A 12111-nucleotide genomic window follows, 5' to 3' on the forward strand; every position below is an offset into this window, starting at 1 on the left:
GAGAATGTTCGTGTTCCAACCCTATTACCCTGCCTCACGACACTCCGAATCGCCGCTCCTGTATCCGAGCGCCGGAGCCCGAACGAAACGAGACAAGTCGATGTCAACACAGGTCGAGACGCCTACCGGGGTGTCGCGCGAGCATCGCCGCGCCGCGATGGCCAGCATGGTCGGAACCACGGTCGAGTGGTACGACTTCTTCATCTACGCGCAGGCAGCGTCGCTGATCTTCGCCCAATTGTTCTTCGCGCCCATGGGCTCGTCCGGACAGCTCGTCGCCTACGTCACCATCGGCATCAGCTTCATCTTCCGGCCTCTCGGGGCCATCGTCGCGGGCTACTTCGGCGACAAGTTCGGCCGCAAGAAGGTCCTCATTGCCACACTCACCCTGATGGGTGCGGCCACCGTGGGAATGGGATTGCTGCCGACCTACGCAACCATCGGCATCTGGGCTCCGATCATTCTGATCGTGCTGCGAATCCTGCAGGGATTCTCCACCGGCGGCGAGTGGGGCGGCGCAGCGCTGATGGCCGTCGAGCATGCACCGAAGGGCAAGCGTGGAATCTACGGTGCCGCAACCCAGATGGGTGTCCCACTCGGCATGCTCATCGCGGTGGGAACTCTGGCGCTGTGCACCGGTCTGCTGAGCGAAGAGCAGTTCGAGGCCTGGGGCTGGCGCATCCCGTTCCTAATCAGCTTCGTGCTGATCCTCGTCGGCTTCTACATCCGACGTCGCGTCGAGGAGACTCCGGTGTTCAAGGAGCTCTCGGAACGCAAGGAGCGCAACCACACTCCGGTTCGCGCACTGTGGCGCACCAACAAGAAGCAGGTCATGCTGGCCGCGCTGTCGTTCATCGGCACCAACGGCAACGGCTACATCATCGTCGGCGGCTTCATCGTCGCGTACTCGACCAGGGAATACGGTCTCGCTCGCGTGGACGTGTTGGTGGCAAGTCTGTTCGCGGCCATCGTCTGGGGAGTGTTCACTCTCCTCGGCGCGCATCTGTCCGATCGCTACGCTCGAACCACCATCATGAACCTCGGCAACGCGGCAATGGTGTTGTGCGCCATCCCGTTCTTCCTGCTCGTCGACACCGGTGAATTGCACTGGATCTACGTGGCACTCGGTCTCTTCGCCGTCGGACTCGGGCTGTCGTACGGTCCGCAGCCGGCCCTGTATGCCGAAATGTTCCCCGCAGCAGTCCGATTCAGTGGAGCATCCATCGGCTACGCGATCGGCACGGTGCTCGGTGGAGCCTTCGTTCCGACCATTTCCGAGGCACTGTTCAAGGGAACCGGCACCTCGATGTCGATCTCGATCTACCTGATGATCCTGGCCGCAATCTCCTTCGTTGCGACCTCGCGAATCAAGAACCGTAGGGACGAGGATCTGAACGTCTGAGTTATCTGTGACGAAAGCCCCGACACCATAGTGGTTTCGGGGCTTTCGTATGGATACGAGACCGACTCACCCACTATCTCGATCGTCCAATGCGAATCAGTCATGCTCGCTCGCTCCCACCCTGACGCCGTCGTACCCCGGCCAGCACGTCGCCGGCGGCGCGGAACTGCAACCTCCGAACCTGCCCGGCCTCGATGATGAAGTCGAAGGCAACCTTGATCTCGCCGAGGTGAATCCATGCAGCGCCCGGGCGATCCTCGACAAAAACGGGGAACGCGGCGGCGGCGGCACCGTTGAAGAAGCCGGCCACTTCATCGCGGCCTTGCAGTCGGTTGGGCGTGCCGAGCGCGGTCGCGGCCGCGTCGGCGGAGACCACCACGTCGGGAGAGAGTAATTCCAGCAACCGTGCGAAGTCACCCTCGCGTGCCGCGGCCATGAATGCATCCACGATTTCCCAGTCTGCGAGCACGTCTCGTGGTGGGGCAGGGCGCACTTTGTTGCGGGCGCGAGAGGCCAGCTTGCGCGCTGCGACCGGGGTCGTGTCCAGCATGGAGGCAATGAGGTCGAACTCGACACCGAAACTGTCGTGCAGCACAAAGGCCACCCGCTCCGCAGGTGTCAACCGCTCGAGCACCACCTGCAGCGCTATGCCGACGGCATCGGCGAGGACCACGTCGTCGGCCGGATCTGGTGCCGTCGCCTCGACTTCGATGCTGTCCGCGGGCACCGGCGTGTGCGCCCGCAACCGGTCCAGGCACAGCCGTGAAGTCACCGTGGTAAGCCATCCCGCCAAGTTGTCGATGGATTCCTCGGTGGCGTGCAGCCTCAGCCACGCCTGCTGTACGACGTCCTGGGCCGCGTCTGGGTCGCCCAGGATTCGTGCGGCGATGCGGTGCAGTCGCGGGCGCTCGGCCTCGAAGCCGTCACGAAGTTGATGGTCGCTCACCATGGTGGTCACACTTTCCTCGTCGGGTGCGTCATCACTGTGACGCATCCGGACCGGCCGGTGTGACCAGCGGAAGAGGAACACTTCATGAAAACCATGACTTGCCAGGATCTCGGAGGTCCTTGCGACCTCGGACACCGCGCTGAGAGCGCCGACGAGATCATCAAGGCGCAGGACCGACATCTGAAGGACCAGGTGCACGCCGGCGACGCCTCCCACGTGCCGGCCCGCGACGACATGAAGGGCCGCTGGCGCCACCCGAAGAAGTCCTTGGACTGGTACAACAACGTGAAGAAGGGGTTCGCTGACCGGCAGGCAGACGACGTTCGGTAGGGCCTAGCGCTGGCGCGCCGTTCGACCGTCTCACCGCCATGGCGGTGAGCGCTCTCCGCGCGGTCAACGAACCTGTGGCGCAGCTTCTTTGCCCCATTGCTCGAGAGCGGCAATTGCGTCACGCAAGGCCAGGCCTCTCTCGGTCAGCGCGTACGCCCGAGTGTTGTGCCGGAGGGGGAGACGAGTCAACACTCCGGCAGCTTCGAGTTCGCGTAGTCGGGTAGCGAGCATGTTCGTCGGTACGCCCAGGTCGCGCTGCAGATCGCCGTACCGTTGCGGCTCCTCGAGTAGCCGCTCGACAATGAGAAGTGCCCACCGTGCGCCGACGATGTCGAGGGCAGCGGCGAGGTCGCTCATTCGGCCGTATCGGTGTCCGGCTTCATCCAGAACGGCGAGTAGTGGTAGCCGTCGAGGTCGTCGAACTGGCGTTGGTACATGAACGCGTAGTCGTCGATGTCTCCGATGCGTCCACCGGCAGCACCGGCACGCTCGGTGAGCTCGTCGACCGCCTCGCGGCTACCCAGGTCGAACGAGACCGTGACCTTCGACGGGGTGTCGGGTCCGCCGATCAGCTCCTCGGTGCCGCCCACGCTCGCATACATCTCGCGGCTGCCGAGCATGACGTACTGCCCCGGTGTGATGGCGAAGCACGACACGTTGTGGTCGGACATCTCGGCGTTCAGCGTCCAACCGAGGGCTGTGTAGAAGGACGTTGCGCGCTCGACGTTCTCGACGGGGCAGGTGATGAACAAGCTCATGCTCTGATACTTGCAAAATGCAAGTGTGGCGTCAAGGCCCGATCTTGCTGTCCCCAGCTGTGCGCCGAGTCGCAGTGATACCCGACGCCGCCGATACCGCCCGCGAATGGAACTCTTATGACAATCGGTACCGTGAGCGCGCCACGAGTCGGCGCTGCGTCCCCGAAAGCCGATCTACAAAAAGTCCCGGAACCGTTGCGGCTGAAAGACTTTCGTCGTTCCATTCAGTAGGCGACGGATTTTGATGTGTGCAGGACGAGTCAGGTCGGCTCGCCCGCAATGGCATCAGTGCGCAATGTATCCACAAATCTGGTGAGTATGTGGTTCAGGTGCACAGTCTTCGAGATGGCGATGGCAGCGGCAGCGGCAGTATGTAAATGTATAGCCGTGGGCAATAGCCCAACCCTCGAGTGCATCTCCGTACAGATCTTGTCGGGCATGTGCGAATCCTTCGCGACCGGAAGGATTAGGCATCGAACCTGGGGTGGTGCACCTATTTTCGTTTGCAAGGCTCGAAGAAATTTGCAGCAGTTATATTCGCGGCCCCCACGCGCTCGAAAAGTGCGCCGACCATTGACGATGTTGCGGCATTCTCGATAAGGTTCCTCACCAGCCCCGACAGGGATGATGGGGTGGGGGGATCGGGGGCGGGCCTCAGTGGCATGGACTTTCGTCAGTATCGGGAGCAGTGAATTTTTAGGACGAGCCTTGTCGAAAGACGTGGCTTCGCGTGGATCGTTTGCCTACTGAGCGCTGAAACTGCAAAGGAAGCCATTGCCTTCACTATTGAACATTGCCGGTCATTTCTTTCTTCAGATAACAGTTATTCTACTGATGTACCGTCTGTTGTGGCCACTGTTTCGCAGGTTGGCTCAAGTGCAGGTAGTCGCGATCATGGTTGCCGGATTTGTCCTCGGGCCATCGGTTCTGGGCTGGGTCCTGCCGGGCGCACAACAATGGCTGTTCCCCACCACACTGACCATCGGCAGCGAGACCATCGCCCACCCGAATATCGTCGCCATCTATGTGGTGGGTCAATTAGGCCTCGTGCTCTACATGTTCTTGGTGGGGGCCTCCTTCCGAACCGAAATCCTCCGAGACCATGCGCGGCAGGCGGGCGCGACATCGGTCGCGGGTATCGGTGCGCCACTCATTCTCGGTGGTGCTGCGGGATGGTGGTTGGTCAGCCGCGGTGGCTTCTTCAACGACGAGGTGGCCGCCTGGCAGGGGGCATTGTTCCTCGCCTCGGCGGTGGCCATCACCGCCTTTCCGATGCTGGCCTGGATCGTCTACGACTCGGGCCTGGCGAACACCCGACTCGGAACCATGGCGTTGTCGTGCGCGGCCATCGACGATGCGTGTTCCTGGATCCTCCTGGCAACCGTGGTAGCCACGGCGAAGGGCACCCCGCTGGGCGCAGTCGTCGCCGTCGGTGGGGGACTGGCATATCTGCTCTTCATGATCTACGTAAGTCGCCCTCTACTCGCCAAACTCGCGACCTGGACACCGCGCCACGGCGACCGTGGGACCACCGGCGATATGCCGATCACGCACGTGACCGTCGTCCTTCTCGTCGTGTTCGCGGCTAGCTGGTTCACCGACCTGGTCGGGATCTACTCGGTATTCGGTGCATTCATCGCCGGGATCGTGATGCCGCGAGGTCCGCTTCTCGACACGATTCGAAATCGATTCGAGCCGCTGACCGCGTACGTTCTGGTGCCTGCGTTCTTCATCTATTCGGGGCTCAACACCCAGCTGAATCTGATCTTCGACGCCTCGACACTTCTCGTGGCGACCGTGGTCCTGGTCGTGTCGTTCGCGGTGAAGTTCGGTGCTGTCGGGCTGGCCGCTCGGTGGCAGGGAATGAGTTGGTTCGAGGCCGGTTCGATGGGCGCACTCGCCAATGCCCGGGGACTGATGGAGCTCATCCTGGTGAACATCGGATTCGAGGCGGGAATCATCTCGGCGCGCCTCTACACCGTTTTGGTTCTCATGACCCTGGTCACGACCTTCGTTGCAACCCCATTGCAGCGCCTGTTCGAACGTCGACTTCACAGGTCGGGGTACATGTTCGGCCCGTCCGGGGAGCAGCCACTGGAAGAGGCGGTGAGTCGACCATGCTGACAAGGTGTGCGCGATTCACCGCCCACGCGCCACGGTCGGTGTTGGTTGCCGCGCTTCTGATTGGCTTCGCCGCCGCGATATTCGGCATCCCGGTCGCGGGACATCTGTCGGCGGGCGGGCAGCGGGATCCGTCGTCGGACTCCTCGCGGGTAGCCGACATTCTGGTCGAGAACTACAGCATCAGCGAGCAGTCGCTGGTATTTGTTCTCAGCAGCGATGAGGGGGCGAGGAGTCCGGCGGTCACCCGGGTTGCGGGCGAACTCGAAAGGGACCTGCTCGGCTCTGGGGTGGTGCTCGATTTCGTCTCCGCCTGGCGAGCTCCACCGCTGCTGGCCTCACGATTGTTCAGCATCGACGGCACATCGGGGTTGATCGTTGCGGGAATTGCCGGGGACGAGGACGAAGCGCAACAGCGCGCGGTCGCGTTGGTTTCGAGCATCGGTCAGGACCGTGATGGGGTCACCGTCCTCGCAGGTGGCCTGGCCGTGGCGTCGGATGAGATAAACGCGACGACACAGCGCGACCTGATAGTCGCCGAATTGATCGCCGTTCCGTTGATCTTCGTGGCGCTGGTGTGGATCTTCGGTGGACTGTATGCGGCGGCGCTTCCTCTTCTGGTCGGGGTCTTCTCGATCCTGTGTTCCCTGTCGATATTGCGCGCACTGACCTCCGTGACCAGTGTGTCGATATTCTCGCTGAATCTGGCGACCGCACTGGGTCTCGGTCTGGCGGTGGACTACTCGCTCCTGATCATCAACAGGTATCGCGAGGAGGTCACCGCCGGACACGGACGTCCGGATGCGCTCGAGCGTGCAATGGCGAGCGCGGGCCGAACCGTGCTGTTTGCGGCCCTCACCGTCGCCCTGTCGCTCGGTTGTATGACGTTGTTCCCCATGTACTTTCTCAGGTCGTTCGCCTATGCAGGTGTGGCGGTTGTGGTGATGAGCGCGGTGGCTGCACTGGTCATCGTGCCCGCAGTCATCACCGTGCTGGGCGACCGTATCGATGCTCTCGACGCACGGACGGCGCTGCGCCGCGTCACGCGCCGGTCGCAGCCGGAACCGGTGGCCATCACCGATACCTTCTTCTATCGTGTCGCACGAAACGCGATGGCGCACGCGGTACCCATCGCAGGAGTTGCGGTGGCGGCGTTGTTGATCCTCGGATTGCCGTTCCTCGACATCAAGCTCGGATTTCCGGACGACCGAGCATTACCGGCGTCGACCTCGGCCCGTCAGGTGGGGGACGAGCTGCGCGCGAACTACGGCGACGACGCGGCGACAACCCTGTATCTGGTGTTGCAGGAGGCGTCGACCCTCACCGACGCAGACTTCGGCGCCTACGCCTCGGGTCTGTCGCGTGTCGCCGATGTCACCGCGGTCTCGGCACCTACCGGCACCTACGTCGGCGGGATCAGAGTCGGGCCCCCGCTCACTGCAACGGGGACGAACGCCGGAACGGCACTTCTCACCGTCCAGACCGGGGCACCACGCTACAGCGAATCTGCGGATGCACAGTTGGATGCCCTACGCGGGGTGCCCGTCCCCGCGGGCGGATCGTCGTTGTTGATCGGTGGCGGAGCGCAGTTGGACCGCGACGCGGTAGCAGGCATCATGTCCCGGCTGCCGTGGGTCATCGGCATCATCGCCCTCGTGACCTTCGTCCTGCTGTTCATGTTGACGGGTTCGGTCTTGTTGCCCATCAAGGCCCTTGTCCTCAACTTCCTCTCGCTGACCGCTACTTTCGGTGCGCTTGTATGGATATTCGGCCAGGGCCACCTCGGCGGCCTGGGCACCACGCCCACCGGCGTGATCGCCTCCAACATTCCAGTGTTGATGTTCTGCATCGCATTTGGGCTCTCGATGGACTACGAGGTGTTCTTGATGTCGCGGATACGAGAGTACTGGGCCGCCTCGAGTGGTACTCGCGAAGACAGCTGCGAGGCTATTGCACTGGGGGTCGCTCGAACCGGGCGTGTCATCACAGCAGCCGCGGTGATCTTGTCGATCTCGTTCGCCGCCCTCATCGCCGCGGAGGTGTCGTTCATCCGGATGTTCGGAGTGGGTCTGACCATTGCCATCCTTGTGGACGCCACCGTCATCCGCATGTTGCTGGTGCCGGCATTCATGCGAATCCTCGGCCGCGCGAACTGGTGGGCACCGGCACCGCTCGCGCGGTGGCATGACCGTTTCGCGATGAGGGATGAATCGGTAGCCAGCCCATCGGTTCACGCGGGTGTGGACGGGTCTCGCACGTAGAGTTTCCGGTCGTGCACCCGAAAATGGCCGGTGTGCAATCGCATCGAAGTCGATGTCAACGATGCAAGCACTGGCGCGGCATGCGCGTCTGGCTCAACGGTTGCCGGGCACGCCCTGACCGCGAGGGGAACTCGCTGCAGTGAACGTGTGAATTCGATACCCGTCGCGCAGGCTTCTCAGCACGGTGTTGAAAACCATGGCGGGCACGGCGACGGCCCCCAACTCACGGGCCCTGCCGACGATCGAACGCGGTGTGTCGGGCTGCAGGTAGCCGTGGTCGAGAAATATCCGCTCCGGTTCTGGTTCGAGGAACTTGAACTCGGTACCGAGGGCGAGTATCTGGTCGTAGAGCTTTCCGATGTGCTTGTCGAAGAAAACTTTGTCCATGAGGTCGCAGATCAACGTGTGGCGTCCGAAGGCGTCGGCCAGTACGCCCAGGAGGTCGATGACCTCGGCCGCCTCGAGGTACATGAAAACGCCCTCGATGACCACCAGTGTCTCGGCGTCGGGGTCGCATTGTTGCAACGCGATAGGAAGGTCGCCGGCCGAGAAGTCGACGGCGATGCGCCGCAACGGATTCGGGCACGAACTGGTGGGGAGCCGGCTGTTCTTGTGGTCGATGATCGCGGGTTCGTCGAACTCGAACCATCTTCCCCCGGTGAGCCGGTAGGCGCGGCTGTCGAAGCCGGCCCCGATGTTGACGACCTGGATTTCCGGGCCCTTCTGCAGGCGTTCGTCGATGTCGTCCTGAATCATGCGCGCCCGCACCACGTTGCTGACGTTGCGGCGCTTGGTGCCTGCGAATCGCGCCAGGATGGCACGACCCTCGTCGGTCATGAAACCCTCGGCGTAGGTGTCTTCGCAGATCGGGTGTGGAGACGTTGCATCCTGTGCCCGGATACCGCAGCAGAAGAACGCTGTCCTGGAGATCGCGTTGGTCGTCACGTCAGCGTCGATTCATGGATATCGGTTGCGGACGGTAGGCCACGTTCACGAACCCAATCGTGGTGTAGTCGCCCCAGTCGGGTGACGGGTTCGGCGACACCGTCCATGTCGTCGGCTATCGCGCGGGCCGGCAGTGTCGCTTCGAGAGCACCACAGATGGTGGAGATGGCCTGATAGATGCGGGGAGCGAAAACGTAGTCCTCCGGAACTACCATCCGCGAGAGCGGATTGTCGGAGTCGAGGTCGAACAGCCACCGTGCGGTGCGGGCACCGCTCTTCGCGTTGTAGGTGGCGGGCTGAGGTGCCAGCACCACCTCGTAGAGCACCTGCGAATACCACTCGTAGATGTCCTCGGCGGTCAACGGCGATCCAGCGGCGATGAAGCCCGCGGTCACGAGGTCGGTCCGCAGCGAGATGATGTCACCGTCGATCACGTTGCGCATGATGGAGACCCACAGCCTGCGCTTGTCCTCGGAAAGCACCTTGACACAGCCGAAGTCGACGAATCCGATCGAACCGTCCGGATGAAACCGATAGTTTCCGGGGTGAGGGTCGGCGTACAACAGGTTGGAATGACGAAAGTTGCCGTCGCTGAAACGGATCACCACTTCGGCCCAGGTGTTCTTCAGTTCCTGATCTGCCAGTTGCGCTGCTGCCCAGCCCATCCCGTCGAGATAGGTCATGGTCAAGACCCGATCGGTGGAGGCCTCGGGCACGACGTCGGGAACATGAATGAACGGGTGCCCGCGGTAGAGGTCCGCGAAAGCGGTGATAGTGGACGCTTCGCGTCGGTAGTCGACCTCCTCGCCGATACGCTCTGCCATCTCGTGCACGAGACTTCGATGATCGAACAGTGTGCTTCCGCCGGACGATGCGGAGGTCGCGAACCGCACCAGGGTCGCCATGAGCTCGGTGTTGGCCAGGTCCTCCCGAATCGCCTGCGCAACACCGGGGTATTGAATTTTCACCGCGACGTCACGACCGTCGTGCAATACACCGCGATGGACTTGGCCGATAGACGCTGCGGCAATCGGCTCTTCGTCGAAGTGTACGAACAGATCTGCGGCCGTAGGGAGTTCAGCGGCCAGGACATCGCGAACCAGTTCGGGTGCCATCGGCGGTGCGTCCGATTGGAGCCGGGTCAGGGCCTCCTGGTAGGGCGATCGTCCGGTCGTCCCGCCTCCGTCCAGGTCGATCATGGACAGTAGTTGCCCGATCTTCATCATGGCGCCTTTGGAGTTTCCGAGAAGGTCGGTGTATCGCGCCGCCGTGCGTTCGTGGAAGCGATCCATCGCACCGGACTCGCCGGTTCTCTCGCGCACTTCCGCGACAAACCGCTCGCCGACGGTGCGCGCCGTCAACCCCGCCAACGGCAGCGTTCGCTTGAGTCGTCCCTGAACGACGGGGTTCTCTCGATTTGTCATGCACAACTCCAGATTCGGTAAAGTTCAATTTTTGACAATTGCCGTTGCAGTGTTGTGTGGTCGACGCGGTCCAGATTAACGGAGAATTGGCGAACTTCACTGCGATTCATTGATACCACGATATCGATCCACGGCACCGCTTGACTTCTCTTACGGAGTGGCGTCTTATAGTCGCTGAAGTGCACAATCGAACCTCGGGGGAAGGTATCGTTTTGTCTATTCCAGGCTCTATTCCTGAGTTGAGTCCTTTATCTTTAGCCGTGCGAGCGGGAATTGAAGCATTGCGTACGGCGGATCAGGCCGGGGATGCCGACGCCATGGGCGAGTTGCTTGCACCTGACGTCGTGTGCCGGTCGCCGTTCGCGTCCACCGTTCGTTTCGAAGGCCGGGAAGAAGTAGTGGCACTCCACCGCGACGTGTTCGCCATCCTGGAGGATCGCGACTCCGGCGAACCGCTGGTGAACGAGTCGACGGGGAGCTTCAATTTCTCCGGCCGGGTGCGCGGGACGCCGGTGGACGGGATGATTCTTGCGACTTTCGATGAGCGGGGCCAGATTTCGGAGCTCAAGATCTTCATTCGTCCCCTGTTGGCCTTGTCGGCCATGTTCCGTGCGCTACCCCCGAGAGTCTCTCGACGGCGTGGGGGGCCTGTCAAAGCTCGCTTGACGGCGATGGGTGGTTGGCTGTTCGCGCTCATTGCCCGACCGATCGAGAAGCTGGCACCGTTTCTCATTCCCCATTCTGGGGCACTGCCCAACCGGGATGAGTCGTAATTCGGTGTCCATGCAAATGATGAGTAACAGTATCTGATCTGAACTAACGAAATATCTGAAGCTGTGCACACCGACCACGGGTCGAGAGGGCAATACGAAAGCGAGTGTCATGCGACTGAGTACCTTTATCAAGCCCTTCACGCACCTCAAGCTGGATTCGTTCAGGGAGCTATCGAATCAGCGTTTCGGTGCGTTGGACGACAATGAGACCGACTGGGACTATTTTCAATTCGTGGTGCAGAAGTTCTTCGAAGGATTATATCTAGCTGTCGATACTAATAATCAGGAAAAGCTGCTCAGGGAGCTCGACAAGGAAACGATCGAGTATCGAGGGTTCGTGTACGAGGGTGCCGGAATGGGCCTGATCATGCTCGATTCCTTCCTCCCTTTCAAGAACCGTTTCGATTCGTTCATGCGACTCGCCGGGGCGCAGTACGAACTGCTCGTCCAGATCGGTGCGGGTATGGGGTTCGGGTATCTCGCCAAGGGGATGCCGGTTCGACTGGTGCGACGCGACACGAACAAGTTCGTCGATCGACAGGATCCGATGCAACGCTGGTTGGTCGTCGACGGCTACGGATTTTTCGACGGCATGGTGAACTGGAAGAGGGTCATCACCGAGAGGGAACAGCCCGGTGAACTCGTGGGATACGGCTTGCGGGCTTACGACCAGGGGGTGGGCAGGAGCCTGTGGATCTGCACCGGCGGGCATCCGGGCAGATTTCAGCAATCCATCAAGACGTTCCCGCGTGGGCGCCAGGCTGATCTGTGGGGTGGCATCGGGGAAGGATTGGCCTACGCCGGTGGCGTGGACGACTTCTCGCGGGTCCGTGACCTTGTCCGGGAGGCGGGCGATTTCGCCGATCACTTTGCTGCTGGGGTCGTGGTCGGTGCCGTGGGGCGAGTGCGAGCCGGTGAACGTTCTGCTCATACCGATTTGGCAAGCAACGCGATCTGGGAGTGCGATTCGTCGACGCTCGTCGCGAGCGCGGATGCGCGGTGGACCGACGGGTTGGGCAGCGTCGCGGACGCAGATCTCTACGAGCATTGGCGGGCGGGTCTTCGACGAGAATGGTCGGCCGACCACAAGCATCTGGCCGACCTGCATTCCTCCTGACGGGTTGTGCGTTCGAGTGATTCGAGACGAG

General features: G+C 61.9%; 11 protein-coding genes and 1 pseudogene. 6 read left to right on the plus strand and 6 right to left on the minus strand.

Annotation, left to right across the window (positions count from 1 at the left end; all coding sequences use genetic code 11):
* Window positions 1-100: 100 nt before the first annotated feature.
* Window positions 101-1402 (plus strand): MFS transporter, encoded by a 1302-nt coding sequence (locus tag AABD04_RS01880; RefSeq protein ID WP_341440024.1) that lies wholly within the window; start codon window positions 101-103, stop codon window positions 1400-1402.
* A 100-nt stretch (window positions 1403-1502) separates the two neighbouring features.
* Here the strand turns inward: AABD04_RS01880 and AABD04_RS01885 are convergent, their stop codons facing one another.
* Window positions 1503-2351 (minus strand): sigma-70 family RNA polymerase sigma factor, encoded by an 849-nt coding sequence (locus tag AABD04_RS01885; protein WP_341442932.1) that lies wholly within the window; start codon window positions 2349-2351, stop codon window positions 1503-1505.
* Between the two features lie 84 nt (window positions 2352-2435).
* Between AABD04_RS01885 and AABD04_RS01890 the strand changes: the two genes are divergently transcribed.
* The gene (locus AABD04_RS01890) at window positions 2436-2681 is read left to right on the plus strand and encodes a DUF1059 domain-containing protein (protein ID WP_341440025.1); all 246 of its coding nucleotides are present in this window, start codon (window positions 2436-2438) and stop codon (window positions 2679-2681) included.
* 63 nt (window positions 2682-2744) lie between these two features.
* On the opposite strand, the gene AABD04_RS01895 is transcribed toward AABD04_RS01890, so the two are convergent.
* The 3 genes and pseudogenes from AABD04_RS01895 to AABD04_RS25125 form a co-directional block, all read right to left on the minus strand.
* On the minus strand, window positions 2745-3038 hold the full coding sequence (locus AABD04_RS01895; protein WP_341440026.1) for a winged helix-turn-helix transcriptional regulator: 294 nt from the start codon (window positions 3036-3038) through the stop codon (window positions 2745-2747).
* Window positions 3035-3439 carry a VOC family protein gene (locus AABD04_RS01900; protein ID WP_341440027.1) on the minus strand — a complete coding sequence of 135 codons (405 nt, stop codon included), beginning with the start codon at window positions 3437-3439 and terminating at the stop codon, window positions 3035-3037. Before AABD04_RS01900 ends, AABD04_RS01895 begins: the two co-directional genes overlap by 4 nt.
* 53 nt (window positions 3440-3492) lie before the next feature.
* Window positions 3493-3588 (minus strand): annotated as a pseudogene (locus AABD04_RS25125) (alpha-ketoacid dehydrogenase subunit beta); the annotation flags it as partial.
* A gap of 685 nt (window positions 3589-4273) precedes the next feature.
* Here AABD04_RS25125 and AABD04_RS01905 point away from each other — a divergent pair.
* Together AABD04_RS01905 and AABD04_RS01910 are read left to right on the plus strand one after the other, a co-directional pair.
* Window positions 4274-5563 carry a cation:proton antiporter gene (locus AABD04_RS01905; protein WP_341440028.1) on the plus strand — a complete coding sequence of 430 codons (1290 nt, stop codon included), beginning with the start codon at window positions 4274-4276 and terminating at the stop codon, window positions 5561-5563.
* On the plus strand, window positions 5557-7821 hold the full coding sequence (locus tag AABD04_RS01910) for an MMPL family transporter (protein WP_341440029.1): 2265 nt from the start codon (window positions 5557-5559) through the stop codon (window positions 7819-7821). Before AABD04_RS01905 ends, AABD04_RS01910 begins: the two co-directional genes overlap by 7 nt.
* Window positions 7822-7914: 93 nt before the next feature.
* On the opposite strand, the gene AABD04_RS01915 is transcribed toward AABD04_RS01910, so the two are convergent.
* Both AABD04_RS01915 and AABD04_RS01920 read right to left on the minus strand, forming a co-directional pair.
* Entirely contained in the window at window positions 7915-8766 is an 852-nt protein-coding gene (locus AABD04_RS01915) for a class I SAM-dependent methyltransferase (protein ID WP_341440030.1), read from the minus strand.
* The gene (locus tag AABD04_RS01920; RefSeq protein ID WP_341440031.1) at window positions 8763-10190 is read right to left on the minus strand and encodes an ABC1 kinase family protein; all 1428 of its coding nucleotides are present in this window, start codon (window positions 10188-10190) and stop codon (window positions 8763-8765) included. Before AABD04_RS01920 ends, AABD04_RS01915 begins: the two co-directional genes overlap by 4 nt.
* A 179-nt stretch (window positions 10191-10369) precedes the next feature.
* Between AABD04_RS01920 and AABD04_RS01925 the strand changes: the two genes are divergently transcribed.
* Complete coding sequence (locus AABD04_RS01925) at window positions 10370-10963, plus strand: nuclear transport factor 2 family protein (RefSeq protein WP_341440032.1); 594 nt, start codon at window positions 10370-10372, stop codon at window positions 10961-10963.
* Window positions 10964-11072: 109 nt separating this feature from the next.
* Complete coding sequence (locus AABD04_RS01930; protein ID WP_341440033.1) at window positions 11073-12080, plus strand: DUF1702 family protein; 1008 nt, start codon at window positions 11073-11075, stop codon at window positions 12078-12080.
* The last annotated feature ends 31 nt before the right edge of the window (window positions 12081-12111 follow it).

This window comes from Rhodococcoides navarretei (genome assembly GCF_038069675.1).
Taxonomy (GTDB): domain Bacteria; phylum Actinomycetota; class Actinomycetes; order Mycobacteriales; family Mycobacteriaceae; genus Rhodococcoides; species Rhodococcoides navarretei.

Bases quoted from the DNA above. Each gene is read 5' to 3' on its own strand.
- AABD04_RS01905 (WP_341440028.1), top strand. From the start codon at position 4,274: ATGTACCGTCTGTTGTGGCCACTGTTTCGCAGGTTGGCTCAAGTGCAG.
- AABD04_RS01920 (WP_341440031.1), bottom strand. From the start codon at position 10,190: ATGACAAATCGAGAGAACCCCGTCGTTCAGGGACGACTCAAGCGAACG.
- AABD04_RS01895 (WP_341440026.1), bottom strand. From the start codon at position 3,038: ATGAGCGACCTCGCCGCTGCCCTCGACATCGTCGGCGCACGGTGGGCA.
- AABD04_RS01880 (WP_341440024.1), top strand. From the start codon at position 101: ATGTCAACACAGGTCGAGACGCCTACCGGGGTGTCGCGCGAGCATCGC.
- AABD04_RS01885 (WP_341442932.1), bottom strand. From the start codon at position 2,351: ATGGTGAGCGACCATCAACTTCGTGACGGCTTCGAGGCCGAGCGCCCG.
- AABD04_RS01900 (WP_341440027.1), bottom strand. From the start codon at position 3,439: ATGAGCTTGTTCATCACCTGCCCCGTCGAGAACGTCGAGCGCGCAACG.
- AABD04_RS01890 (WP_341440025.1), top strand. From the start codon at position 2,436: ATGAAAACCATGACTTGCCAGGATCTCGGAGGTCCTTGCGACCTCGGA.
- AABD04_RS01910 (WP_341440029.1), top strand. From the start codon at position 5,557: ATGCTGACAAGGTGTGCGCGATTCACCGCCCACGCGCCACGGTCGGTG.
- AABD04_RS01930 (WP_341440033.1), top strand. From the start codon at position 11,073: ATGCGACTGAGTACCTTTATCAAGCCCTTCACGCACCTCAAGCTGGAT.